The organism is Cupriavidus sp. FW305-27 (assembly GCF_058787995.1).
In genome coordinates this window covers 1-24,525 of record NZ_JBYTAG010000032.1, presented here as the reverse complement: position 1 = coordinate 24,525, position 24,525 = coordinate 1, and the positions used below count along the sequence as shown (strand labels likewise).

27 protein-coding genes are annotated in these 24,525 nt (G+C 68.3%); 8 read left to right on the top strand and 19 right to left on the bottom strand.

Annotated features, from left to right (window positions below; translation table 11 throughout):
- Nucleotides 1-47 precede the first annotated feature (47 nt).
- Nucleotides 48-968 (top strand): LysR family transcriptional regulator, encoded by a 921-nt coding sequence (locus AC3WRI_RS16890; protein ID WP_011617743.1) that lies wholly within the window; start codon nt 48-50, stop codon nt 966-968.
- An 11-nt stretch (nt 969-979) separates the two neighbouring features.
- Here the strand turns inward: AC3WRI_RS16890 and AC3WRI_RS16885 are convergent, their stop codons facing one another.
- The gene (locus AC3WRI_RS16885; RefSeq protein WP_231881463.1) at nt 980-2,008 is read right to left on the bottom strand and encodes an AraC family transcriptional regulator; all 1,029 of its coding nucleotides are present in this window, start codon (nt 2,006-2,008) and stop codon (nt 980-982) included.
- A 434-nt stretch (nt 2,009-2,442) separates the two neighbouring features.
- On the opposite strand from AC3WRI_RS16885, the gene AC3WRI_RS16880 reads away from it, so the two are divergent.
- The gene (locus tag AC3WRI_RS16880) at nt 2,443-3,057 is read left to right on the top strand and encodes a hypothetical protein (protein WP_231881462.1); all 615 of its coding nucleotides are present in this window, start codon (nt 2,443-2,445) and stop codon (nt 3,055-3,057) included.
- Between the two features lie 75 nt (nt 3,058-3,132).
- Here the strand turns inward: AC3WRI_RS16880 and AC3WRI_RS16875 are convergent, their stop codons facing one another.
- Nucleotides 3,133-3,441: an H-NS histone family protein gene (locus AC3WRI_RS16875; RefSeq protein ID WP_010810880.1), complete on the bottom strand. Its 309-nt coding sequence runs from the start codon at nt 3,439-3,441 to the stop codon at nt 3,133-3,135.
- A gap of 283 nt (nt 3,442-3,724) precedes the next feature.
- On the opposite strand from AC3WRI_RS16875, the gene AC3WRI_RS16870 reads away from it, so the two are divergent.
- Nucleotides 3,725-4,135: a VOC family protein gene (locus AC3WRI_RS16870; protein ID WP_010810881.1), complete on the top strand. Its 411-nt coding sequence runs from the start codon at nt 3,725-3,727 to the stop codon at nt 4,133-4,135.
- Between the two features lie 180 nt (nt 4,136-4,315).
- Here AC3WRI_RS16870 and AC3WRI_RS16865 read toward each other — a convergent pair whose 3' ends face one another.
- The gene (locus AC3WRI_RS16865) at nt 4,316-5,710 is read right to left on the bottom strand and encodes an NCS2 family permease (RefSeq protein ID WP_011617740.1); all 1,395 of its coding nucleotides are present in this window, start codon (nt 5,708-5,710) and stop codon (nt 4,316-4,318) included.
- A gap of 466 nt (nt 5,711-6,176) precedes the next feature.
- On the opposite strand from AC3WRI_RS16865, the gene AC3WRI_RS16860 reads away from it, so the two are divergent.
- Nucleotides 6,177-6,383 carry a hypothetical protein gene (locus AC3WRI_RS16860; RefSeq protein ID WP_010810883.1) on the top strand — a complete coding sequence of 69 codons (207 nt, stop codon included), beginning with the start codon at nt 6,177-6,179 and terminating at the stop codon, nt 6,381-6,383.
- Between the two features lie 14 nt (nt 6,384-6,397).
- Here AC3WRI_RS16860 and AC3WRI_RS16855 read toward each other — a convergent pair whose 3' ends face one another.
- Together AC3WRI_RS16855 and AC3WRI_RS16850 are read right to left on the bottom strand one after the other, a co-directional pair.
- On the bottom strand, nt 6,398-7,021 hold the full coding sequence (locus tag AC3WRI_RS16855; RefSeq protein ID WP_492293627.1) for an N-acetyltransferase: 624 nt from the start codon (nt 7,019-7,021) through the stop codon (nt 6,398-6,400).
- Between the two features lie 167 nt (nt 7,022-7,188).
- Nucleotides 7,189-7,374 carry a hypothetical protein gene (locus AC3WRI_RS16850; protein WP_010810885.1) on the bottom strand — a complete coding sequence of 62 codons (186 nt, stop codon included), beginning with the start codon at nt 7,372-7,374 and terminating at the stop codon, nt 7,189-7,191.
- Nucleotides 7,375-7,598: 224 nt separating this feature from the next.
- Here AC3WRI_RS16850 and AC3WRI_RS16845 point away from each other — a divergent pair, with 224 nt between their 5' ends.
- On the top strand, nt 7,599-8,756 hold the full coding sequence (locus AC3WRI_RS16845; protein WP_010810886.1) for a beta propeller repeat protein: 1,158 nt from the start codon (nt 7,599-7,601) through the stop codon (nt 8,754-8,756).
- Between the two features lie 27 nt (nt 8,757-8,783).
- Nucleotides 8,784-9,044 carry a MoaD/ThiS family protein gene (locus tag AC3WRI_RS16840; protein WP_010810887.1) on the top strand — a complete coding sequence of 87 codons (261 nt, stop codon included), beginning with the start codon at nt 8,784-8,786 and terminating at the stop codon, nt 9,042-9,044.
- 8 nt (nt 9,045-9,052) lie between these two features.
- On the opposite strand, the gene AC3WRI_RS16835 is transcribed toward AC3WRI_RS16840, so the two are convergent.
- From AC3WRI_RS16835 to AC3WRI_RS16800, 8 genes are read right to left on the bottom strand one after another with little or no spacing between them, the layout of a single operon-like run.
- Complete coding sequence (locus AC3WRI_RS16835) at nt 9,053-9,316, bottom strand: gamma-butyrobetaine hydroxylase-like domain-containing protein (protein WP_035823310.1); 264 nt, start codon at nt 9,314-9,316, stop codon at nt 9,053-9,055.
- A gap of 8 nt (nt 9,317-9,324) precedes the next feature.
- Complete coding sequence (locus tag AC3WRI_RS16830) at nt 9,325-10,323, bottom strand: HEAT repeat domain-containing protein (RefSeq protein ID WP_010810889.1); 999 nt, start codon at nt 10,321-10,323, stop codon at nt 9,325-9,327.
- Between the two features lie 24 nt (nt 10,324-10,347).
- Entirely contained in the window at nt 10,348-11,154 is an 807-nt protein-coding gene (locus AC3WRI_RS16825; protein ID WP_492293626.1) for an ABC transporter ATP-binding protein, read from the bottom strand.
- The gene (locus AC3WRI_RS16820) at nt 11,151-11,996 is read right to left on the bottom strand and encodes an ABC transporter permease (protein WP_010810891.1); all 846 of its coding nucleotides are present in this window, start codon (nt 11,994-11,996) and stop codon (nt 11,151-11,153) included. Before AC3WRI_RS16820 ends, AC3WRI_RS16825 begins: the two co-directional genes overlap by 4 nt.
- Before the next feature lie 14 nt (nt 11,997-12,010).
- A complete protein-coding gene (locus tag AC3WRI_RS16815) occupies nt 12,011-13,432 on the bottom strand; it encodes an ABC transporter substrate-binding protein (protein WP_010810892.1) in 1,422 nt (473 codons plus the stop codon).
- A gap of 40 nt (nt 13,433-13,472) precedes the next feature.
- Entirely contained in the window at nt 13,473-13,718 is a 246-nt protein-coding gene (locus AC3WRI_RS16810) for a 4Fe-4S dicluster domain-containing protein (protein WP_010810893.1), read from the bottom strand.
- A 13-nt stretch (nt 13,719-13,731) separates the two neighbouring features.
- Nucleotides 13,732-15,501 carry a fumarate reductase/succinate dehydrogenase flavoprotein subunit gene (locus AC3WRI_RS16805; protein WP_492293625.1) on the bottom strand — a complete coding sequence of 590 codons (1,770 nt, stop codon included), beginning with the start codon at nt 15,499-15,501 and terminating at the stop codon, nt 13,732-13,734.
- On the bottom strand, nt 15,498-16,352 hold the full coding sequence (locus tag AC3WRI_RS16800) for a GntR family transcriptional regulator (RefSeq protein ID WP_371258364.1): 855 nt from the start codon (nt 16,350-16,352) through the stop codon (nt 15,498-15,500). The genes AC3WRI_RS16805 and AC3WRI_RS16800 overlap by 4 nt, the downstream gene beginning before the upstream one ends.
- A gap of 241 nt (nt 16,353-16,593) precedes the next feature.
- Between AC3WRI_RS16800 and AC3WRI_RS16795 the strand changes: the two genes are divergently transcribed.
- Nucleotides 16,594-17,562 (top strand): chemotaxis protein, encoded by a 969-nt coding sequence (locus AC3WRI_RS16795; RefSeq protein WP_010810896.1) that lies wholly within the window; start codon nt 16,594-16,596, stop codon nt 17,560-17,562.
- A gap of 276 nt (nt 17,563-17,838) precedes the next feature.
- On the opposite strand, the gene AC3WRI_RS16790 is transcribed toward AC3WRI_RS16795, so the two are convergent.
- Both AC3WRI_RS16790 and AC3WRI_RS16785 read right to left on the bottom strand, forming a co-directional pair.
- Entirely contained in the window at nt 17,839-18,495 is a 657-nt protein-coding gene (locus AC3WRI_RS16790; protein WP_010810897.1) for a peroxiredoxin, read from the bottom strand.
- Nucleotides 18,496-18,587: 92 nt separating this feature from the next.
- On the bottom strand, nt 18,588-19,025 hold the full coding sequence (locus tag AC3WRI_RS16785; RefSeq protein WP_011617733.1) for a universal stress protein: 438 nt from the start codon (nt 19,023-19,025) through the stop codon (nt 18,588-18,590).
- A gap of 211 nt (nt 19,026-19,236) precedes the next feature.
- Here AC3WRI_RS16785 and AC3WRI_RS16780 point away from each other — a divergent pair, with 211 nt between their 5' ends.
- The gene (locus AC3WRI_RS16780; RefSeq protein WP_492293623.1) at nt 19,237-20,922 is read left to right on the top strand and encodes a SulP family inorganic anion transporter; all 1,686 of its coding nucleotides are present in this window, start codon (nt 19,237-19,239) and stop codon (nt 20,920-20,922) included.
- Between the two features lies 1 nt (nt 20,923).
- Here the strand turns inward: AC3WRI_RS16780 and AC3WRI_RS16775 are convergent, their stop codons facing one another.
- The 4 genes from AC3WRI_RS16775 to pdhA form a co-directional block, all read right to left on the bottom strand.
- Nucleotides 20,924-21,118 carry a ribbon-helix-helix domain-containing protein gene (locus tag AC3WRI_RS16775; protein ID WP_058697310.1) on the bottom strand — a complete coding sequence of 65 codons (195 nt, stop codon included), beginning with the start codon at nt 21,116-21,118 and terminating at the stop codon, nt 20,924-20,926.
- A gap of 216 nt (nt 21,119-21,334) precedes the next feature.
- Nucleotides 21,335-22,453, bottom strand: a complete 1,119-nt coding sequence (locus tag AC3WRI_RS16770) for a dihydrolipoamide acetyltransferase family protein (RefSeq protein ID WP_492293621.1) — start codon at nt 22,451-22,453, stop codon at nt 21,335-21,337.
- A 34-nt stretch (nt 22,454-22,487) separates the two neighbouring features.
- Complete coding sequence (locus AC3WRI_RS16765; RefSeq protein ID WP_010810902.1) at nt 22,488-23,465, bottom strand: alpha-ketoacid dehydrogenase subunit beta; 978 nt, start codon at nt 23,463-23,465, stop codon at nt 22,488-22,490.
- 45 nt (nt 23,466-23,510) lie between these two features.
- On the bottom strand, nt 23,511-24,525 hold a 1,015-nt coding region (pdhA, locus tag AC3WRI_RS16760), incomplete at its 5' end, for a pyruvate dehydrogenase (acetyl-transferring) E1 component subunit alpha (RefSeq protein ID WP_492293620.1).

Here is a 24,525-nt window from a genome sequence, read left to right as displayed (position 1 = left end):
AAAAACCGGCATGATCCATAATCAGTTTCAATGGAATCTTGAAAATCATGGACCGGATCGGCGATATCGGCCTGTTCCTGCGCGTGCTCGACCTGGGTTCGATCAGCGCCGCGGCACGCAGCCTGGACCTGTCGGTGGCGGTGGCCAGCCAGCGGCTGCAGCGGCTGGAGCGTGAACTGGGCGTGCGCCTGCTGCATCGCACCACGCGGCGGCTGCACGCCACCCCGGAAGGCGTGGTGCTGGCCGAGCAGGGGCGTGCGCTGGTGGACGACCTAGAAGCGCTGGGCACCTCGTTGCGGCAGGCCGGCACCGGGGTATCGGGCACGCTGCGGGTGACCACGTCGTCCTCGTTCGGGCGGCTCTATATCTCGCCGCTGTTGCCGGAATTCCTGGCGCTGCATCCCGGCCTGACGCTCAGCGTCAACCTGACCGACAACGTGCTGGACCTGGTCAGCGCGGGTTTCGACCTGGCCATCCGCATCGGTGTGCTGGACGATTCGACGCTGGTCGCGCGGCGGCTGGCCAACAACCGGCGGCTGCTGTGTGCCGCGCCGGACTACCTGCGCCGGCGCGGCACGCCGCGCACCCCGCAGGACCTGGCGCGGCACGATTGCCTGGTGCTGGTGGGCAGCCAGGGCCGGCAGGATGTCTGGCGCCTGGGCGACGGCGCCGGCGGGGAGATTGCCGTGCGCGTGCGCGGCCGGATCGAGGCCAATACCGGCGAGCTGTTGTCCGATGCGGCGCTGGCGGGCTTTGGCATCGCCCTGCATTCCACCTGGCATGTCTGCGCCGACCTGCGCGCCGGGCGGCTGGTGCAGGTGCTGCCCGATTACCCGCTCGCCGACACCGGCATCTACGCCGTGATGCCGCAGCGGCGGCTGGTGCCCCCGCGCGTGCGCGCCTTTGTCGATTTCCTGGCCGGGCGCTTCGGCGACAACCCGCCGTGGGAGCAACCCCACGGCGGGTGAGCCGGCCTGCCCTACGCGGGTGGAGGCGCCGCCGCGCGCCGGTAGTCGCCCGGGGTCATGCCGGTCCAGCGGCGGAAGGCGCGGAAGAACGAGTTGGCATCGTCAAAGCCGAGCCGGAACGCGATTTCTCCGAGCGACATCGCGCCTCCGGCCAGGTAGCCGCCAGCCAGCTCGCGGCGCGCCTCTTCACACAGCGTGCGGAAACTCGTGCCCGCCGCCATCAGCCGGCGCTGCAGCGTGCGCTCGCTGATGTCCAGGTGGCGTGCCACCGCGGCCAGGCTGAGGGCGCGGTCGCCGGCCAGCGCCTGCAGGGCCGCGCGCACATCGTCCAGCGACGCGGACGCCGGCCGCGCTTCGCGCGCGGCATGGCCCGCGCCCGCGCCGGCCGGTCCGCTGCGCACGCGGGCAGCCAGGCGCAAGGCCAGGTCGCGGCGGCCGAACACGATGGCGTCTTCGGGCTCGCCAAAGCGCACCGGGCAGTCGAATGCTTCGGTATAGCGCAGGTGCCAGTCCGGCTGGCCGATGCGCAGCGACACCCGCAGCGGATGCAGCGGCTTGCGCGTGAACTGGCGCCCGAAGGCCAGCAGCGAGCACAGCTCCATGTCGATGCGCGGTCGGGTGTCGGGCGCCTCGGGATCGCTCGGGCGGATACAGACCCAGGCTTCGTCGCCCTGGCGGCGCAGTTCGATGCGGTCGCCGGCGAGCAGCTTCTGGTAGCGCGCGATGCGCCGCAGCGCGGTGCCCAGCGACGGCCCGGCCATGGCCGTCAGGCCCGCCAGCCCGAGCAGGTCGGTCTGCATCCGGCTGCCCAGCCACAGGCCGATGGTTGGATCGCCGGTGGCACGGTAGACCGCGCAGAGCACGTGGCAGGCCTGTTGCGGGCCGGCCGCCGGCATGGCGGGCCTGAGGTCGCTGGGGTCGGAGTCGGTGTCGGATTCCGGGGCAGGCGCGAGTCCCGATACGTCGTAGCCGCCGTCACGCAGTGCGTGCAGCAGGTCACGAGGCAACGGCCCGGCCTGGATAGGCTCTTGTTGTGTCATTGTCATTATCTGGCTGGCAAGTTGGCGCAAGTGCGCCAGTGCAGCCCCCGGTAACACTGAGATTACGCGGTGCCGGTGCCCCCTTCAAGGGAGTGCGGGGGGATGAAGTGTGGCCTGGGCAGCGCAACGGCGTGCTGGCGGCGGGGGTGCCGCACCGTTGCCGGGTTCCGGCGCGCCTGCAACCCGTTGCCTAAAATTTGGGCGCTCCGGTGGGTTGCCGCACAGACCGGGGCTTTCGGGGAATGTAGGGCCAGGATATCCACAGATTCTGTGGATATCACACGCAGGTTTTCAACATGGGTTTATGCGGCTGCCGCCAAGCGCCGGATGCAGGTATGCTGGTTGGTTTGAGGGCGCGGCGTGTTGCCTGGCCGCGCCGTCATCGTGTGGCATCCCTGCCGGATTTGCCGCCATCGTGCCGCCAACGTCCGCTGTTGGCCCAATCGTTCTACCTGCCCGCCGCCATGCGCCATGACCGGTCGTCCGCAGTCCTGCCTCGTCTTGCCTTGTTGCCGATGCTTGCCGCCGCCGTGGCGCTGTCCGGCTGCGTGGCGCAATACCGGGTGCCTGCCGGCGCCCCGGCCGCCAGCGTGCGGCTGCTGACCAGCACCGACGACAACACTTCGTTCACCGTGGTCGATCCGGCCAAATGCCCGGTGCCCGCGCGGCCGCTGGTGCTGGCGGGAACCGGCAGGCAGTTGTCTGCGATGGGTCGGGACCGGAGCCTGGACATGGCCGGGCGCTCGCCCGAGCCGCCGGCTCGCACGCGCGAGCGGCTGGTGGAGGCGGGCCGGCGCATCTACGTGGCGGTGACCTCGGCCGCGGCGCCGCCGCTGCCCGAGCTGCGTTGCGCGGCGGGCGTGTCATTCGTGCCGGTTGCCGGCGGCCAGTATGAGATCCGCTACCAGCGGGACGAAACCGCGAGCCAGTGCTCGGCGCAGGTATTGCGCATGCAGCCGCTGGCCGGTGGCGGCGCGCGCCTGACGGCGGAGCCGACCCAGCAGGGCTTCAGGGCGCTGCGCAAGGAGTATGTCTGCCAGGCGCAGTGACGCGCCCGGCAGGCCGATGGCACCATCGATTGAAGCGGGCGCGTGAGACGGGCGCGCGCTGGCCGCGCTGGCGGCTTACTGCTCGATCAGGAAACGCTCCGGGCGCTTGCCCAACCATGCCGGCGCGCGGCCGCGGCCCGACCAGGTCTTGCCGGTCTTGGGGTCCATGTACTTCGGCGGCAAGGCGGATGCGGGCTTCTTGGCACTCGAACCAGCCGGGCGGCCACGCTTGCGGCGCGGCAGGATGTCTTCGGCGGTCAGGCCGTATTCAGTCATCAGGTCCCGGATTTTGTCGATCACGCCGGCGACTTCCGTCGCACGCACTTCATTCAGCTTGGCTTCCAGCGCTTCCTTCTCAGCCAGGAGTTGCTTGTATGTCGCCATTTATATCCCCTTTCTGCAAATAGGCCGCTGCATGGTACTAGAAGTGTGGTGTCGGTTCACCTAAAAAAATTTTACAAAAAATAACGGAGATTGCACGGACTGATTGTTTGCTGGCCTGAATTGACGGTCGCACAGCCCACGATGCAGCCGGTATTGGGCTGGGCATCGCCCGTTTTGCCCGCATTTAAGGACAATGAAAATACGCACGCCCCCGGCCTTTAGCGCCTAGACTGCTTGTCTGCGCCCGGCGCAGCCCCCTCTGACACGACTACCGGAGCCCCTGATGAGCCAGCAGATTTTTGTCAATTTGCCCGTCCGCGACCTGCAAAAGTCGATTGCCTTCTTTACGCAGTTGGGTTTTTCCTTCAATCCGCAATTTACCGACGACACTGCCACCTGCATGATCGTCGGCGAAAACATTTTCGTGATGCTGCTGACCGAAGCCAAGTTCCGCAGCTTCTCGCCCAATGAAATCTGCGATGCACGGAAATCGACTGAGGTGCTGGTTTGCCTGTCGATGGAAACCCGCGCGCGCGTGGATGAAATGGTCAATGCCGCGGTCGCGGCGGGTGGCAATACCTACAAGCCGCCGATGGATTTGGGATTCATGTACGGGCATGGATTCCAGGATCCCGATGGCCATGTCTGGGAACTGGTGTACATGGATGTGGCGGCAATGCAGGCCGGGCAATGAAGGCGATTTAGCGAAACGCCATTCGCCAAGCGCGGGACCTTTCAGGCAAGCCACCAAAAAAACAGCCCGGGAAAGCAGGAAGCCCGGGCTTGAAATCCACCTGGATCACGGTGGAGGAGACATCTGGTTGTCAGCGTCCCGGGCGTGGCGCCCGGGCCGCGGCAGTAGCTTTCGGCAGGATCAGATGGCCCAGCCCCCGGCATAGAACGCAGCCAGCACGACCGCGATGGCCACCGTGCCGACATTGAGCTTGCGCCATTCGCCAGCCACCACGCGGCCCACCACCAGGGTGCAGAAGCCCAGCATGATGCCGGTCACGATATTGCAGGTCAGCACGATGAACACGGCGCAGACCAGGCCAGCCATCGCGTCGACCAGGTCGTCCATGTGCAGGCGGCTCACGCTCGACAGCATCAGCAGGCCCACGTACATCAGCGCGGGCGCGGTGGCGTACGACGGCACCAGCCCGGCCAGCGGCGAGAAGAACATCACCGCAACGAACAGCAGGCCCACCACCACGGCGGTCAGGCCGGTCTTGGCGCCGGCCGCAACGCCGACGGTCGACTCGATGTAGGCTGCAGCCGGAGCGCCGCCGAACATCCCCGAGAAGATCGAGCTGACCGAATCCGCGGTCAGCGCGCGCCCGCCATTGTGGATATGGCCGGCAGCGTTGAGCTGGCCGGCTTGTCCGGCGACCGCGCGGATCGTGCCGGTGGCATCGAACACCGCGGTCATCACCAGGGCCAGCACGCTCGGCAGCACTGCTGCCGTCAGCGCGCCGCGCACGTCCATGGCGCCGATCAGCGATTCATGGCCGGGTGCGCTCAGCGACGGCAGCGCGAACACGCCGGTGAACTTCACCGCCGGGTCGAAGGCCAGGCCCAGCGCGGAGATCGCGATGATCACCAGCAGGATGCCGCCCGGCACCTTGCGGCGCTCCAGGCCGAAGATCGCGGCCAGGCCCAGCACCGACATCACCACCGGGAACGAGGTGATCTTGCCCAGTGACACCGGCAGGCCGGGGTGAGCGTTCTTGACCACCAGGCCGACTTCATTCGAGGCGATCAACAGCAGGAACAGGCCGATGCCGATGCCGGTGCCGTGCGCCACGCCGGCGGGCAGGTTGCGCAGGATCCAGGAGCGCACGCCGGTGACGGAGATCGCGGTGAAGATCACGCCCATCAGGAACACGGCGCCGAGCGCGACCGCCGGCGACAGGCCCTGCCCCAGCACCAGCCCAAAGGCCATGAATGCGGTCAGCGAGATGGCGCAGCCGATGGCGATCGGCAGCTTGGCCCACAGGCCCATCAGCAGGGAGCCGAAGGCGGTGGTCAGGCACACCGCGACAAAGACCGCGCTGGTGTCGAAGCCGGCCTTGCCCAGCATGCCGGGAACGACAAAGACGGCGTAGACCATCGCCATGAAGGTGGTCACCCCGGCGACCACTTCCTTGCGCTGGGTGCTGCCGCGCGCGGTGATCTCGAAAAACGCGTCGATCCGGCTCCGGACTTCGGGGACTTGGGGGCGTGCAGCATCGGCTTCCGTCGCGGACGACGGATAGGGCTGTTCGATCATGATGAGCTGTCTCCTTGCGGGCGCTGCAACGTCCGTCGTACGGACTGTCGTCAGGCGTGTCTCACGTGGTTCTGGTCTGGGCTGGAGGCGCAAACCTGGCCAACCCGCTGTTATCGGTGTGCCGCTTGTCGGTGCCTCTGCGGGCGCGATCCGGGCAAGGCTGAAGGCTAGGTGACCACGCGCCATGCATCATCACCGGCAGGCAATGCGCGGCATGTGCATCGAGGAATATCGAATGTGACGATTGGGCACCTTGGATTGGCGGATTGGCATCAGGTGGCGCGTGCGGCAGGCGGCCATTATCACGCACCCCATATACGGCCTATAGGTACAGACCCGGATGATTCAGGCGCAACTTCTCTATACTAGGGATAACCCTGAACTGCCTCCCGATCCGGGCCGAACCACGGCTGGATGTGCCTCGTGAGGCGCACCAACTTCCATCCAACCGGAAAGGATATTCGCCATGCAAGTACTCGCCGACACCCTCTATCGCCAGCCCGCCCAAGCCAAGGCATCGAAGCCCGCCGCCCAGCCGGCACGCGATGTTGCCTACTACGCCCGCGTGGGCGGCGGCCAATCGCTGGCCGCGCGGGTGCGCGCCTACTTTGCCCAGGGCTGGACCCTGTACGTAGCCAACGCACGCGAGGCCGCGCCGATCCGCTGGCTGTAAGCGGGCGCGCTGCCTCAGTACATGCCGGTGCGGGCCATGAACGCGTCCAGGGTCCAGCCGCGCCCGAGCAGCAGCATGCGCGTATGCAGGCCCTCACGCACTGGCGCGTCGACGGCCTGGCCCAGCCAGGTCAGCGTCTTGTGGCGCAAGTCCACATAGCCCATCGGGTAATCGGCGGCCAGCGCCTGCCATAGGGCGTTGGCGCCGGCCGACTGGCGCGCCCCGCTCAGCAGGCACAGCCCGCCATCCAGCGCCCAGCGGTACAGCGCCCGAGCCAGGCCGCGGCGCTGGTAAGCGGGCGCAAACTTTGTGTGCGGCGCCCGTACCCATGGGTCGGCCCGGCGGCCGACCTCGATCAGCCGGTTGAAGACGGTATAACCGGCCAGCCGGCGCTGCATCACATCTTCCACATACACGTAGTACTCGCCGTCGGCCTCGCGATAGCGCAGGCGCAGGCCTGGCGCGCCCGCGGGCAGCGCCGGCATCGCATGCAGGCAGTCGCCGGGTTGGCCGATGCGGTCGTGCAGGGCACCCAGCTCGCGCTCGATATCGCCCGGCGCGAGCTCAACGTCGATGCGCAGTTCGAGCGCGCGCGGCAGGGCCGGCGCCGGCAGGCGCAGGGCATGGAAATGCACCATGGCAAGACTCCACTGGGGCTCAGGGATTGAGGATCAGGTAGAGGGCGGCAAGCGCCACCATGGCGCAGAAGGTATGGCGGTAGAGCGGGGACATGTCTGGCTTTCTCCTGGCTGCATGATCAAGCGGGTGCCGGATGGCATCCGCGACATGGGCCGTGCGGGAAAGCTCAGGACTGGAGGGTGGCGCCCCGAGCTGCCCGCACGGCCAGGAAAAGCACGGCGCGGCGGACCTGGGCGTACGCGTGGAAGCGGTCGGCCAGGTCGATGGCGGCGCCCGGGCGCTGCGCGGCGCGCACGCCTGCCGCCGGCAGGGCCGGGCGGTTCAGGGTGGCGAAGCGGACAGTGCGAAGCATGGGTGTCGGGGCGCGAAAGCATCGGGGGAACATTGCTTATGCCACACTTCGCGCGCAATGTCCAGGCAAATTGCGGGCTTCCGCTTTTAACTCCGTGCTACTTCGTAATCATGGTGGCTGTGGCCGGCCTGCCGGCCACAGCTCCGCCATCTTTAATTGTGAACACTGTCTACATGTACTAGACTCAGAAAGCATCGTTCACCGGCCTTCTTGCAGGAGCCAAGATGACGACTTCCCCCACACCCGAAACCGACACCGGCCCCGTCAGGCTGCTGGTGGCCACCACCAAGGGCGCCTGGTTCCTGACCAGCGACGCCGCGCGCCGCAGCTGGCAGATCGAGGGCCCGACGTTCCTCGGCCATACCATCCACCATATCGTGCAGGACCCGCGCGACCCGTCGCGCATGCTGATGGCGGCGCGCACCGGCCACCTGGGCCCGACCGTGTTCCGCTCCACCGACGGCGGCCGCAACTGGACCGAAGCCGCGCGCCCGCCCGCCTTCGACAAGGCCCCGGAGGGCGAGACCGGCCGCGTCGTCGACCACGTGTTCTGGCTCACGCCCGGCCATGCCAGCGAGCCCGGCACCTGGTATGCCGGCACCTCGCCGCAGGGCCTGTTCCGCAGCGCCGACCACGGCGTGACCTGGGAGCCGGTATCAGGCTTCAACGACCACCCGAACTGGCGCACCTGGACCGGCGGCGAGCAGGACGGCACGCCCGACGGCCCCAAGATGCATTCCGTGCTGGTCGATCCGCGCGACGCGCGCCACCTGTATATCGGCATGTCCAGCGGCGGCGTGTTCGAGAGCACCGACGGCGGCGCGGACTGGAAGCCGCTGAACCGCGGCAGCCTCGCCACCTTCCTGCCCGATCCCAATCCCGAGTACGGCCAGGATCCGCACTGCATGCTGCAGCATCCCGCCGACCCGGACATCCTGTACCAGCAGAACCATTGCGGCATCTACCGCATGGACCGCCGCGAAGGCGTGTGGAAACGCATCGGCGAAGCCATGCCGGCGGAAGTGGGCGATATCGGCTTCCCCATCGTCGCCCACCGCCGCGATCCGCGCACGGTCTGGGTGTTCCCGATGGATGGCAGCGACGTCTGGCCGCGCGTCAGCCCGGGCGGCCGCCCGGCAGCGTATGTCACGCGCGATGCCGGCGAAACCTGGCAGCGCCAGGACCGCGGCCTGCCCGCCGAACAAGGCTGGTTCACGGTCAAGCGCCAGGCCATGGCCACCGACGGCCACGCGCCGGTGGGCGTGTACTTCGGCACCACCGGCGGCGAGATCTGGGCCAGTGCCGATGAAGGCGAGGGCTGGCAATGCATCGCCCGCAACCTGCCGCAGGTCTACGCGGTTACCGTGGCGCGCCCTGCCTGAATGCCATCAGCCGACCGGAGAACTTCCATGCAGGTCCGTATCGCGACGCCGCTCTTCTCCTATACCGGACAGCGCGAATACGTCGAGGCCCGTGGCGCCAGCATCGCCGAGCTGCTCGACGACCTTGACCGCCAGTTCCCCGGCATGCGCTTTCGCATCGTCGATGAGCAGGGCAAGCTGCGGCCGTATATCCGCGTCTTCGTCAACCGCACGCAGCTGATGCGGCTGGACGCGCCATTGAAGGAAACCGACGAGGTACATATCCTGCAGGCGCTGGCGGGCGGGTAAGCGCCCGGCTACAGCGCCTGCAGGTACGGCCACGGGTAGATGCCGCGGTCGTGCCCGTCGCTGAACACGATCTGCACACCATAGCCCATTTCGCCGAGGGCGACGATTTGCGTGTCGCCCGGCCCGGCCTCCGAGGGCTTGCCGCGGCAGGCGGCGCAACGGCAGGCTGCGCGCAAGCGGCCCGGGTCCAGCGACTGGCACTGGCCGTCTGGCCAGTAGACGCGCAGCGCGCCGTTGGCGCGGGAGAGCTCCAGGCGCGTGGGTACGACCATGCCGCCGCTCATGCATGAGCCTCCGGCGCGCCGATCTGCGCCAGCGCAATGCGTACGGCCTTGCGTACCTCCGGATCGGCATCGTCGGCGGCCGAGGCAAGGGCCGGCACGGCTGCCGCATCCCGCAGGCTCCCCAGCGACAGCGCGGCCTCTTTGCGCAGGTTGCTGATGGCGTGGGCCAGCTGCATCGTCAGCGGCACCAGCGCCGCGCGGTCACGCAGCTTGCCGAGAGCCCTGGCGGCCTGCAGGCGGACCTGCCAGTAGCGGTCTTCCAGCGCGTCGATCAACGGGCCCACGGCTTCAGGGAATTTCAGTTTTCCCAGCGTCTGCGCGGCTTCTTCCCGCACCTGCCAGGCGCCGTCGCGCAGGGCCGCCAGCAACGCATCGCGCGCCGACGGGTCGGCAGCCAGGCCGAGCGCGCCGGCGGCGGCGCGCCTGACGTCGGTATCGGCATCGCTGGTCGCAGCTTGTGCCAGCGCGGGCAGGGCTTCGCTGCGCCTGAGCCAGCCCAGCACGGCCACGGCTTCGCGGCGCACCGGGGCGGCCGCGTCGGACAGGGCCGCCATGGCCGCATCGAAGCCGGCCGCATAGCGCAGCTCGCGCAGGCCGCGCCACGCGGCCGCCCGGACAAAGGGATCGCCGTGCGTGACCCACGGCAGCAAGGCGGCACCGGAGGCGGGCGCCTTCAGTTCCGACAATCCCTGTGCTGCCGCTTCGGCCACTTCGCGGCTGGGGTCGGCCAGTGCCGCGGCCAGCGCCGGGACGACCGCTTCCTGCTCCCAGCTGGCCAGCGTGCGCGCGGCTTCCGCGCGCACGGATTCGGCAGGGTCCGATTGCAGGCGCTGCAGCAGCAGCGGCACGCCGTCTTCATCCTCCAGGTCGGCAAGTTGCAGCACGGCCACGCGTCGCACCGCGGGGTCGGGGTCGGCCAGGCGCAGCGTCAGCGCGCCGATGGAGGGATCGAGATCAAACAGGGATTCGTCAGGCAGGGTGGAAGCTTGCGGCATGGATGGCAGTCAGGTCGATAGCGGTCAGGCGGCGGTCGCGAGCGCGCTGGCCTCGGTGTGGTCGTGCAGCAGGTCGCGGCAGCGGCGCTTGAGCCGGATGAAATCGTCATCGGTCATCAACTCGGCGCGGCGGGGCCGCTCGAAGGGGATAGCGATATCTTCAAGGATGCGTCCGGGCCGTGGCGACATCACCAGCACGCGGTCGGCCAGGAACAGCGCCTCGTCGATGTCATGGGTGACGAAGACCACGGTGGTGCGCATCCGCGCCCAGACCTCGAGCAGCAGGGCTTGCATATGGGCGCGGGTCTGCGCGTCGAGCGCACCGAAGGGCTCGTCCATCAGCAGCACGCGCGGCCGGTTGATCAGCACGCGCGCAATCTCCGCGCGCTGCTGCATGCCGCCGGAAAGCTGGGCGGGGTAGCGCTGCGCGAAGCCGCCCAGGCCGACCAGGTCCAGCAGGGCCTGCGCCTCGCGCTTGCGCTCGGCGGTGGGCACGCCCTGCATCTTCAGGCCGAAGGCGACGTTGTCGAGCACGCGCTTCCACGGGAACAGCGAGTGCTGCTGGAACACCAGCCCGCGCTCCGGCGCGGGGCCGCGCACCGGCGCCCCGTCGAGCAGGATCTCGCCCGCCGCCGCCGGCAGGTGTCCGGCGATGGCGCCCAGCAGCGTGGACTTGCCGCAGCCCGACGGCCCCAGGATGCAGACGAACTGCCCGGCGGGAATGTCGATGGATAGCTGGTGCACGGCGGTGAAGGCGGCATCGCCCTGGCCCAGCGCCACATCCAGGCCGCGCACCTGCAGGCGGCCCGCGCGGATCGGTTGGCTCGTCATGCGCGCACCTGCTGCAGGCGGGTCCACGGCATCAGCCACGCGCCGAGGCGCTTGATCAGCGCGCTGCTGCCCATGCCGAAGGCACCGATCAGGAGCATGCCGACGACGATGTCTGCATAGTTCTGCAGGTTGTAGGCCTCCCACGTGTAGTAGCCGATGCCGTACTGGCCGGCGATCATCTCGGCGGTGACCAGGCAGAACCAGGACGTGCCCATGCCGATCGCCAGCCCGGTGACGATACTCGGCAGCGCCGCGGGCAGCAGCACCTCGGGGAAGACGGTCCAGCGGCGCGCGCCCAGGCTGCGCGCCGTGGCGACCAGGCGCGGGTCGGTGCGCTCCACGCCGTGGATGGTGTTGAGCAGGATCGGGAACAGCGCCCCGATGAAGGTGATGAAGATCATGCTCAGCTCCGAAGACGGGAACATCAGGATTGCCAGCGGAATCCACGCCACGCCGGGGATCGGGCGCAGCACCTCCAGCGGTGGCAGCAGCAGGTCTTCCAGCCAGCGCGAGCGGCCGATCGCCATGCCGAGCACGATGCCAGCCACGGCCGCCGCGCCAAAGCCGGCAAACACGCGGTACAGGCTGTTGCTCAGGTGCAGCACCAGCTTGGGTGACTGCAGCAGTTGCCAGGCCGCCGGAACCACGTCGCTGGGCGCGGGCACGTTGGCGAAGGTGACGAGGCCGAGGTGGGCCCGGTGGGACGAGGCCAGCTGCCACAGCACGATGCAGCTGGCCAGCGCGGCCAGGCGCACCAGCCAGCGTGCCAGCCGCACGCGTGCCGCGCCCGGCGCGGCCGGTGCCACCGGGGGCGCCCCCGCTTCAAGGCTGATCGAGGTCATGGGCGCGCTCCGCGTCAGTTGCTGGCCACGGCGACCGCGGCGCCGCTGACTGCGGCAAAGTCCCGCACATTGCCACCATTGGCCTTTGCCCAGCCATCCGCTGAGCCCTTGAGCAGGAAGGCGCTCGCCTGCCCCTTGCCGTCCTGCACGTACCACGCCTTGCTGGCCAGCAGCTTCAGGCCGGTATTGCGGTCATGCACATACAGCACGCGCGCCTGCTTGCCCTCTTTTGCAGCCTGCCTGAGCGCGGCGAATGCTGCAGCCGGCGAGGCATAGGCGCGCACCCTGGACTCGCCCCGCAGCCACAGCTGCGCGGCCAGCTTCGGCTCGGCGATGGGTTTGCCGCTGCCCGCGTCCTTCGCCGCGAGGGGCTGTTTGTCGTAGGACTTCAGGCGCGCTTCATAGTCCAGCCCCTCCAGCCTGAAGGCTTCGCGGATGTAGCGCTCGTCGATCACGGTGTCGGCGCTGAGGTCGGCATCGGTGCGCTTGAGCAGCTTCAGCGTCTCGATCGAGGTCTGCAGCGCCTGGCGGTACTCCGGCTTCCAGGTGTAGTCGCGGTTCTGCAGGCCGAGCGGGCCATGGAACAGGTAGTCCACCTCGGCGTCGATGCCGGTCACCCGGGCAATCAGCTCGCTGTATTTCTCGGGCTCCGCCGCCATCAGGCGGTCGGCCTCGATCGCGGCGCGCAGGTAGGCCACCACGATCTCCGGGTACTTCTGCGCGTATTCCGCGTTCACCAGCGCGCCGTGGAAGGTGGGGGCCTCGGCCTGGGCGCCGTCATAGATCTTGCGGGCAAAGCCGCGGAAGACAAAGAGCTCGGGGAAGGGCACGAAGTTGGCATGGCCGTCCACCTTGTGTGCCTGCAGCGCCGAGCCGCCGACCTCGGGCGACTGCGACACCAGGGTCACGTCCTTGTCCGGGTCCCAGCCCTGGCGCTTGATCGCGCGCAGCAGCATGCCGTGCGCGGTGGAGCCGAACGGCACCGAGATGGTCTTGCCCCTGAGCTCCGCCAGCGACTGGACCGGCGAATCCGCCGGCACCACGATGCCGTTGCCGGTGCCGATCGCGTTGCCCGACAGCGGCGCGATGAACAGGCTCTTCTTGCCGGCCTTCTGGAAGGCAGCGGCATTGAGCGAGCCGGGGAAATCCGCCATGGCGCCGATATCCAGCTTGTCGGCCACCATCTCGTTGGTCAGCGGCGGGCCGGAGGTGAAGTTCTTCCATTGCACGTCGTAGGTGACGTCCTTGTACTTGCCGGTGCGGGGCAGGTACTTGTCGAGCAGCTTCAGTTCGCGGATCAGCAGGCCGCCGGTGGCGCAGTTGATGGTGGTGTCCTGCGTGCCGATGGCAACGCGGATGGTTTCGGCACTGGCCGTGCCGGCCAGGCTGGCGGCGGCCAGTGCCAGGAGCAGGTGGATGCTGGTGGAGGCTTTCATGGGGTTATCTCTGTGGTGCTGTTGTCATGAAGCGGGGCAATCAACGCAGCAGGTACGGGATCTCGACCCTGACCGCGCCCGTCGGGCAATCCTTCTCGCAGGGCATGCAGTACCAGCACTCGTCGAACTGCATGAATGCCTTGCCTTTGGTCAGGTCGATGGCCAGCAGGTCCATCGGGCAGACATCGACGCAGACCGTGCAGCCCTTGTCGGCAATGCACTTGTCTTCATCGATGGTGACCGGCGCGCTGCTGCGCTGGGCGATCTCATGCGGGGTGTAGGCCATGGCGTGGGTTCCTTCAGGCGGCAGCCAGGGTGGCGGGTTCGGCAGTGGCGGCCGTGGCGGCGGCCTGGCCGCGGCTGACGCGCAGCCGCTGGTAGGCGGTGGCGTCGTCGCCTGCCACCGGGACGATGTACGGCTCGATCGCGCGCTTGTGGCTGACCATGCGCCCGGCTTCATCCTTGCTCAGGTGCGTATGGCAGAACCAGTCCGCATCATTGCGCTGCGGATAGTCGACGCGATGGTGGTAGAGACCCCAGCGGCTCTCGGTGCGGAACAGGGAGGCGCGTGCCGCCATCTCGGCGCAGTCGCGGATTGCCATCACCTCGACCGCGCGCATCAGCTCGTGCGGATTGGCGGCGCGGATCTGGCCGATGTCCTCGGCGATGGCGTCAAAGCGCTGCAGGCCGATTTCCATCTTGCGCGTGACCTTGGGCGGCTGCAGGTAGTCGTTGACCATGCGGCGCAGCTTGTATTCCACCTGGGCGGGCGGCAGCCCACTCTCGCGCGCCAGCGGTGCGAACACGCGCGCGCGCTCCGCCTCGACCTGGGCCGCATCGGCTTCAGGCAGGCCGCGGCCGGCGACGTAGTCGGCCGCGTTGTGCCCGGCAAACCAGCCATAGGTGAAGGCGCCCAGCATGTAGTTGTGCGGCACGGCGGCCATGTCTCCGGCCGCGTACAGGCCCGGCACGGTAGTCTCGGCGCGCTCGTTCACATGCACGCCGGAAGCGCTGTGGCCGCTGCAGAAGCCGATCTCCGAGATATGCATCTCCACCATCTGCCTGCGGTAGTCGGTGCCGCGCCCGGCGTGGAACTGGCCGCGGCTGGGCCGTTCGTTGGTGTGCAGGATCGTCTCGATGGTCTGGATGGTTTCTTCCGCCAGGTGGTCAAGCTTCAGAAACACCGGGCCGTTGCCGCCCTGGAGCTCCTGGTAGAACTCCCACATCATCTGGCCGCTCCAGTAGTCGCATTCGATAAAGCGCTCGCCCTTGCCGTTGGCGGTATAGCCGCCCAGCGGGCCGGTCACGTAGGCGCAGGCCGGGCCGTTGTAGTCCTTGATCAGCGGATTGATCTGGAAGCACTCCAGGTTGGCCAGCGCGGCGCCGGCGTGATAGGCCATGGCATAGCCGTCGCCGGCATTGGTCGGGTTCTCGTAGGTGCCCATCAGGTAGCCGGAAGCGGGCAGGCCCAGGCGGCCGGCCGCGCCGCAGCACAGGATCACGGCGCGCGCGCGGATCACGTGGAAGTCCGCGCTGCGGCAGTCGAAGCCCATCACGCCGCCGGCGGCGCCGCTGGCGTCGGTCAGCACGCGCGTGGCGACGATGCGGTTGGTGATCTCTACCCGCGCGCGCTTGAGCTGGCGGTACAGCACCTTCTTGATGTTGTGTCCTTCCGGCATCGGCAGCACATAGGAGCCCATGTGATGGACCTTCTTCACTGCGTAGTCGCCGGTCTCGTCCTTCTCGAACCTGACGCCCCAGCGATCCAGCTGCTCGATGGTGGCAAAGCTGTGGCGCGCGTAGGCATAAACGGTGGACTGGTCGACGATGCCGTCGTTGGCCACGGTGATCTCGCGGGTGTACTGCTCGGGCGTGGCGTGGCCGGGGATCACGGCATTGTTCAGCCCGTCCATGCCCATCGAGATGGCGCCGCTGCGCTTGACGTGCGCCTTGTCGAGCAGCAGCACGCGCAGCGCGGGGTTGCGTTCCTTGGCCTTGATCGCGGCCATCGGGCCGGCGGTGCCGCCGCCGACGACAACGATGTCGTATTCGTGAGTCAGGGTATTCATGCGGAGGGCTTCCCCTTGCTGGCTGGTTTGCGGGGCCGTGCATGGCCGGCTGGGCTGGTGACGCTGGCGGCTGGCGCGGTCTTGTGCCGGTCTGCGCGCAGCCGGTACTGGAACGCGTCGCCGCGGAAGTAGAGGAACTCGTAATCGATAGGCGTGCCTTGCGCGTCATGGGTCAGGCGTTCGATGCGCAGCACCGGCGCGCCTTCCTCGATGCGCAGGGCCTGGGTCAGCTCGTCGTCGGCGAGGATGGCGTCGACACTCAGGTCGGCATGGCCGAGCTTCACGCCACAGTCGTTTTCCAGGATCAGGAAGATGTCGCGCGTGGCCAGGTCGGCAGTGAGCAGGCGGCGGCCGACGGCCTCGGACACCCAGGTCAGCTCCAGCGACACCGGCTCGCGGTTGAGCAGGCGCACGCGCCGGATCTCCACCACCGGATCGCCTTCGCGCAGCCGCAGTTGCGTGGCAACGTGACGGCTGGCAGGTACGCATTTGCAGTTGCGTATCTGGTTCAGGATCTCGTAGCCCATGCTCGACATGGCCTCGGCAAAGCCTTGCAGCGAAGTCACGTTCTGGAAGGCGCGGGGCTTGGAGACGAAGGTGCCCTTGCCATGGATCTTGAAGATCAGCCCCTCCTTCTGCAGGTCGCCCAGCGCCTGGCGCACGGTGATGCGGCTGGCGCGAAAGCGCTCGCCCAGCTCGCTTTCCGACGGCATCTGGTGGTGCGGCGGATAGGTGCCGTCCAGGATGCTGGCGCGCAAGGCGTCCTTGATTTGCGTATAGAGCGGCAGCGGGATCGGTGCCGGCATGGCTGCGGCGGCGGGGACGGGTACCACGTTGGTCCGGGTCGTCATGGGGATCGACATAGCGTGTTATGACAAGTTGGGAACCACTATATGGACGACGCTGCGCCGGAGGAACGAAGCAATCCGGATATGCAAGGATGAAATCCGAACACGCGCTGCGTGCGCCTCTCAACTCCCGTTGCCCCGCGCCGATATCCAGTCATGAACCCTGCCGTCCGCCATCCGCCGCGGCCGCAGGCTGATGACAACGACGGCGGCAAAAACCACACGCACGGCACGGGAGCGCAGCATGAGCAGTTCCATGAGGGACATCGACGAACGGACCAACCTGACCAACAACAACCAGTTCGAGCTGCTGCTGTTCCGGCTTGGCGAAGCCGAGCATTCCGGCCAGACGGAGCTGTTCGGGATCAATGTCTTCAAGGTGCGCGAGATCCTGGTGATGCCGCACGTGACGACCGTGGTGGGGGCCGACCCGTCGATCCTGGGCATGGCGGATATCCGCGGCCAGGTGATCCCGGTGATCGACCTGCCCCGGCTGGTGGGCTGCAAGCCGCGCAGCGGCCTGGGCATCCTGCTGGTGACGGAATATGCACGTTCGACGCAGGGCTTCGCGGTGGAGGCAGTGGAGGAAATTGTGCGCCTGGAGTGGAACCAGGTGCATTCGGCCGAGGCCAGCGTGCGGACCGGCCACGTCACCAGCATCGCCAAGCTGGACGGGGACACCGCCGGGGGCGCGGGCCCGTCGCGGCTGGTGCAGGTGCTGGACGTCGAGCAGATCCTGCGCGATGTGCTGCCGACGCGGCAGCCAGACGTGGACCCGGGCACGGTCGGCCCGCAGTTGAGCCTGCGCCCCGGCGCCAAGGTCATTGCCGCCGACGATTCGGCACTGGCGCGCGGCCTGATCGAGCAGGGGCTGAAGGCGCTGGGCGCGCCGGTGGTGATGACCAAGTCCGGCAAGGAGGCGTGGGAGCTGCTCGACCGCATCGCCGGCGAGGCGGCCAGCCATGGCAGGTCAGTGCAGGACGAGGTGGCGCTGGTGCTGACCGACCTGGAGATGCCGGAGATGGACGGTTTCACCCTGACCCGCAAGATCAAGGCGGACAGCCGGCTGAAGTCGCTGCCGGTGGTGATTCACTCGTCACTGTCGGGAGAGGCCAGCGAGGAGCATGTGCGCAAGGTGGGCGCGGACGCTTATGTAGCGAAATTCGTGGCCAAGGAACTGGCCGACACCATCCGCGAGGTGCTGACGCGCTGAGCGCCCGGTGGCGGAAGAATCGCAACAGGCACAAAATTCGAACGCCCGCAACCATTCCCGTAGCCCGGAGGGTTGCCTATAAAACGGGCACTCCAGTGAATTCCAGCACCGGCGCGCCCTTTGCGGTTGTCAAGAGGGGGGATATCCACTGAAGCTGTGGATAGTTCCTGTGGACAAGTCGGGCCTCCCGGCCGTGACTGCCCGGGTGGCCCGGCGGCGGCCGCCGTGACCCCCACGCCCGGCCGCACTCCCTGGTGCTGGCGCTTCTCGCTCCCCTTACTTGGGCTGCTCCACCGTGCGCAGGTAGGGCTTCAGGGTCTTGAAGCCCTGCGGGTACTTCTTCTTGGCCTCCTCGTCCGAGACCGATGTGGGGATGATGACGTCCTCGCCCGGCTTCCAGTTCACCGGCGTGGCCACGGTGTGCTTGGCATTGAGCTGCAGCGAATCCAGCAGGCGCAGCACCTCGTCGAAATTGCGCCCGGCGCTCATCGGGTACACCAGCATGGCCTTGACCTTCTTGTCCGGGCCGATGATGAACACCGAGCGGATGGTGGCGTTGTCTACCGCCGTGCGCGGGCCGCTGCCGCTGGCCTCGGGGTGGATCATGTCGTAGAGCTTGGCCACCTTCAGGTCAGCGTCGCCGATCATCGGATAGTTGATGGTGCAGTTCTGCGTTTCCTCGATGTCCTTGACCCAGCGCTGGTGGTCGCCGACCGGGTCGATGCTCAGGCCGATGATCTTGGTGTTGCGCTTGTCGAATTCGGGCTTGAGCCGGGCCATATAGCCCAGTTCGGTGGTGCACACCGGCGTGAAGTCCTTGGGATGCGAGAACAGGATGGCCCAGTTGTCGCCGATCCATTCATGGAAGCTGATCTTGCCTTCCGTGGTGTCGGCGGTGAAATCAGGGGCTTGCTCGCCCAGTCGAATCGCCATGGTTGCGCTCCTTGCAGTTGGCGTGGTTTGGAAACGCGCGTCGCCGCGCACTGTTGCCCGCTATCGCGCTGTCTCGTTGTTCGCCCGGCCGCCTAGCGGAAGACCAGCACCGGGATCGTGCTGTGGGTCAGGACCTTGTGGGTTTCGCTGCCGATCAGCAGCGCCTGCAGCCCGCGCTTGCCATGCGACGACATCACGATCAGGTCGCAGTCGCGCTGCTGCGCGCACTGGATGATGGCCTGCCAGGGATGGTCGTCGGTGGCCGTAACGGTCTCGCAGGCCACGCCGGCCTGCGCCGCGGTGTGGCTGAGCGCGGCCAGGAAGGTATCCGCGTGGCGCGCTGCTTCTGCGGCAAAGGTGTCCTTGGTGTCCTGCAGGCTGGTCAGCCGGTAGGTCAGTACGTGGTACTCGGGAATCACATGCAGCCCGGTCACGCGGGCGCCGATGCGGCTGGCAAAGGCCATGGCGCGGGCCGCCATCGCGTCGGCGCGTGCGGAGCCGTCGGTAGGCACAAGGAGGTGCTTGAACATGATGGGCCTCCGATTGCAGAAGATTGCCGCGTCCGCCCTGGCCCATACCCCGTACGCCCGGGCGAGCCAATCCAGTATAGGAATTGAGTGGCATAAGCGACAGTGCAGGCGTGGCAAATATCACGGCGCGAGCCGCAAGCCGGCGGGCATTAACATGCTGTTATCATCCAATGCACCATCATCATCCTGCACGAACCCGAGGGACTGACGCATGATCGCGCTGCGCGAAGCTTGGCTGGCCGGACTGTTCCGACGCGGCAACTGGCTGCCGAACATCGTGTCGGGCGTGATCGTCGGGGTGGTGGCGCTGCCGCTGGCCATGGCGTTTGCGATCGCGTCAGGCGCCAAGCCGGAGCAGGGCCTGTACACGGCCATCGTCGCCGGGCTGGCGGTGTCGCTGTTCGGCGGCAGCCGGCTGCAGATCGCGGGGCCCACCGGCGCGTTTATCGTGGTGCTGTCCGCCGTGACCGCGCGCCATGGCATCGACGGCCTGCAGATCGCCACCCTGATGGCTGGGCTGATCCTGCTGGCGATGGGGCTGACGCGGCTGGGCAGCGTGATCCGGTTCGTTCCCGCGCCGGTGATCGTCGGCTTCACGGCTGGCATCGGCGTGATCATCTTTGTCGGCCAGTGGCGCGATTTCTTCGGTCTGCCGCCGGTCGCCGGCGAGCATTTCCACGAAAAACTCTGGCACCTGCTGCAGGCGCTGCCGCAATGGCACCCGGCCACCACCGCGCTGGCGCTGGGCAGCCTGGCGCTGGTAGTGGGCGCGCCGCGCGTGCGCTGGCTGCGGCGCATCCCCGGGCCGCTGGTGGCGCTGCTGGTTGCCACCGCGGTGCAGGCGCTGTTCCGCTTTGACGGCGTCGCCACCATCGGCACCGCCTTTGGCGGCCTGCCGCGCGGGCTGCCCGTGCCCGCGCTGCCGGACATCACGCTGGCACGCGTGCTGGAGCTGGCCGGGCCGGCCTTCACCATCGCCATGCTGGGCGCGATCGAGTCATTGCTGTCCGCGGTGGTGGCCGACGGCATGGCGGGCACGCGGCACGATTCCAACCAGGAGCTGGTCGGCCAGGGCATCGCCAATATCCTGGCGCCGCTGTTCGGCGGGTTTGCCGCCACCGGCGCCATCGCCCGCACCGCCACCAATATCCGCAATGGCGGCAACAGCCCGCTGGCCGGCGTGGTGCATGCGCTCACGCTGGTAATGGTGCTGCTGTTCCTGGCGCCGCTCGCGGCCAGCGTGCCGCTGGCGACGCTGGCCGCGATCCTGTTCGTGGTGGCCTACAACATGAGCGAGGGGCGCCAGTTCGCGCGCATGGTCCGCCGCGCGCCGCGCGCCGACGTGGCCATCCTGCTGATCACCTTCACCCTGACCGTGCTGACCGACCTGGTGGTGGCGGTCAATATCGGGGTGATCCTGGCCATGCTGCAGTTCCTGCGGCGCATGTCGGCGTCAGTGGAGGTGGCGCGCCAGGATGTCGTGGACGTAGAGCGCGAACTGGGCGATACCGGCGCCGGCCTGCCCGCGCGGATGCCGCCGGGCGTGCTGGTCTATGCCATCGACGGACCGTTCTTCTTCGGTGCCGTGGAAGCGTGCGAGCGCGCACTGGTGCAGACCCATACCGAGCCGCGCATGCTGCTGATCCGCCTGGGCCGCGTGCCCTTCATGGACATGACCGGACTGCAGACGCTGGAGGCCGTGATCGTGACGCTGCAGAAGCGCGGCGTGCCGGTGGTGCTGGCCGAAGCCAACGAGCGGGTCAGGGAAAAGCTGGCGCGCGCAGGCGTGCTGGCGGCGCTGGGGGAGGGCAACTACGTGGATTCGCTGGCGCAGGTGGTGCAGCGCTGCGGCGAGCTGGCAGGCGAAGGTGCAGGCGAGGGCGACGCCCCGCGCTGAGTTACTTCTTCTGCCGCGTGCTGCCCGCAGGCTTGGCCGTGGTGGCGTATTCCACGCCATGCTGGGCCAGGTATTCGCGGATCAGCTGGCGCACGACCTGCGACGGTGTCAGGTCCTGCGAGGCGCACAGGGTTTCAAAGGCCTTCTTCTTGACCGGATCGATCAGGATGGTAAGGCGGGCGGTCTTGGATTCCATGAGGGGGGGGCCGGCTGTCCGGATAGGTCCGGCTTGACGGCAGCGGCGATCGGAAACGCATTATATACAGGGCCACCGCAGCGCCCGATTCCCGATCGGTGCCAGCACACCGGCGGTTTGCTCCCCTCTTCCGCTTGCGGGAGAGGGGAGCGTACACGAGGGGCGGCAGTATTCTCCGAGGCTATTTGCTCGTCGGCTCCCTGTTGTCTTCGACCGCTACACCGCCATCTCCAGATCCGCAATCACCGCCGCCAGAAACCGCGCCGCCTCCCCACCCGTCACCACGCGATGGTCAAAGGTCAGGCTCAGCGGCATCACCCGGTGCACCGCCGGCACGCCGCCGGCTGCTACCACTTCCTCGCGCACGCGCCCCGCACCCAGGATTGCCACGGTCGGCGGCACCACGATTGGCGCGGCATAGCGCCCCGCGATCATGCCGAAGTTGGACAGCGTGATGGTGTTGCCGCGCATCTCCTCCGGCGCGATGGTGCGCGCGCGGATGTCGGCGCGCATGCGGTCCAGGCCGTGGCGCAGGTCTGCGGCATCGCGGTTGCCGACGTCGCGCAGCACCGGCACGAACAGGCCTTCGGGCAGGTCGGCCGCGATGCCGACGTCGATCTTCTTCAGTACGTGGCGGCGGGCGGTCTGGCCTTCGTACCAGGCATTGAGGCCGGGTTCGGCGCGGCAGCCGGCCACCAGGGCGCGCACCAGCCGGATGGTGACATCGGCGCCGGGCTGCCAGGCGTGGATGTCGGCGTCGTCCATCACGGTGGCGGCGGCCACTTCGGCTTGTGCACGCGCCATGTTCTGCGCCATCGCCCGGCGCACGCCGCGCAGCTGTTCCGGCGTGCCCAGTTCGGCCAGCGTGCTGGCTACCCGCTCCACGTCGGCGGCGGTGACGACGCCCTCGGGGCCCGATGCCGTGGCCATTGCCAGGTCCACCCCGAGCCGGCGCGCCAGCGCGCGCACCGCCGGCGTGGCCTTGACGCGGGCGGCCATGGCCGCGGCGGGTGCCGCGGAGCCCGCGGGCGCGGCTTCATTGACCACGTGCGTGCCGACCTGGACCGAGCCCACCACGGTGCCGGCGTCGGCATCCTCGCCCGCACCCTCGACGCCGACCAGCGGCGCGCCCAGGTGGACGATATCGCCGGGCTGCGCAAACAGCTTGGCGATGGTGCCTGCATAGGGCGACGGGATTTCCACGATGGCCTTGGCCGTCTCCACCGACAGCAGCGGCTGGTCAGCGGCCACGGTGTCGCCGGTCTTGACGTGCCAGGTCACGATCTCGGCCTCCTGCAGGCCTTCGCCCAGGTCGGGCAGCTTGAAGACTCTCATCGGCACTCCTTGCCTATCGTCGGCAACTCTCGCATTACGCTGCCATCGCCTTGCGCGCCGCGTCGACGATGCGGGCGACGCCAGGCAGGTAGGTGTATTCCAGCCGCGCCAGCGGCACCACGGTGTCGAAGCCGGTCACGCGCTGCACCGGCGCGGCCAGTGAGTAGAGGCCCGCGTCGGCCAGCTGCGCCGCGATCTCGGCGCCGAAGCCGGCGGTGCGCGGGGCCTCGTGCACGATCACGCAGCGGCCCGTGCGCGTCACCGATTCCAGGATGGTCTGCATGTCCAGCGGCTTGAGCGTGGCCACGTCGATGACCGTGGCCGTCACGCCTTCGCCTGCCAGTGCGTCCGCGGCGGCGAGCGTCTCCTGCACCATCGCGCCCCAGCTCACCAGCGTGATGTCGCTGCCTTCGCGCAGCGTGAAGCAGGTGTCCAGCGGCAGCGCGGCGCCGTCGTCGGCCACTTCCTGGCGGAACAGGCGGTACAGCCGCGTGGGTTCGAGGAAGATGACCGGGTCCGGATCGGCGATGGCCGCCAGCAGCAGCCCGTACGCGCGCGCGGGCGATGAAGGCACCACCACGCGGATGCCGGGCATATGCGCGAACATCGCCTCCGGGCTTTCGGAATGATGCTCGGGTGCATGGATGCCGGCACCGCACGGCGAGCGCACCACCATCGGACATGACAAGCGCCCGCGCGTGCGATGCCGCATGCGTGCGGCGTGGTTGATGATGTGGTCGACCGCGGGGTAGATAAAGCCGGTGAACTGGATCTCGGCCACCGGCTTGAGCCCCATTGCCGCCATGCCGATCGCCGCGCCGACGATGCCGCCTTCGGCCAGCGGCGTATCCATGACGCGCGCCGCGCCAAAGCGCGCCTGCAGGCCCGCGGTGGCGCGGAACACGCCGCCATTGACGCCGATATCCTCGCCCAGCAGCAGCACATCGGGATCGTGCTCCAGCGCATGGGCCAGCGCCAGGTTGACTGCTTCGACCAGATTGATTTCCGCCATGGTTCGCTCGCTGTGGTCGCCAGGTGAAGGCGCAGGGTTTGCTGGTTATCCGTGCGGCGCCAGGAAGCGCCGGGCAATCTCCAGCTGCGCCTGCAATTCGGCCGGCATGGTTGCGTACAGGCAGTCGAACATCGCGGCCGGGTCCGGCTGCGGCACGGCCAGGTAAGTCTCCACGGCCTGCGCCACCTGCTGTGAGCAGGCCTTGACCAGCGCTTCCTCGCGCGCCGCGTCCCACGCGTGCAGCGCCAGCAGGTGCGTGCGCAGCCGCAGCAGCGGCTCTTCCTGCCAGTGCGCCTTGACGCTGGCCTCGTCGCGGTAGCGCGAGGCGTCGTCGGCGGTGGTGTGGTCGCCCAGGCGATAGGTGATGGCCTCGATCAGCGCCGGGCCGCCGCCGTCGCGCGCGCGCGCGATGGCCTCGCCGACGCGGTGCCGCACCGCGACCACGTCGTTGCCGTCGACCTGCTCACCGGGGATGCCGGCGGCAATGGCCTTCTGCGCCAGCGTCTGCGCCGCGGTCTGGCCGCTGCGCGGCATCGAGATTGCCCACTGGTTGTTGTTGATCACGATCACCAGCGGCGCGTGCCACGCGCCGGCCATGTTCATGCCCTCATAGAAATCGCCCTTGGAGGTGCCGCCGTCGCCCAGCAGGCAGACCGCCACGCGCGGCTCGCCGCGCAGCTGGAACGCATAGGCGGCGCCGGCCGCGTGGCAGACCTGGGTGCCGATCGGCACGCAGTTGGCAAAGTCATGCGGCGCCGCCGCAAAGCCGCTGCCGCGTTCGTCGCCGCCCCAGTAGAGCAGGCTCTCGGCCATCGTGACGCCCCGCACAAACTGCGCCGCGTGGTCGCGGTACGAGGGCACCAGCACGTCTTCGGGCCGCATCGCAAAGGCCACGCCCACGCCGATGGCTTCCTGGCCGAGGGCCGAGGCAAAGGTGCCGATCTTGCCGGTGCGCTGCAGCGCAATCGCTTTCAGGTCGAACTGGCGCGTCAGCACCATCGCCTGGTACAGCGGCAGCAGCGCGTCGGGGTTGCTGGCAAGGGGTGGGGGAGGAGAAGTG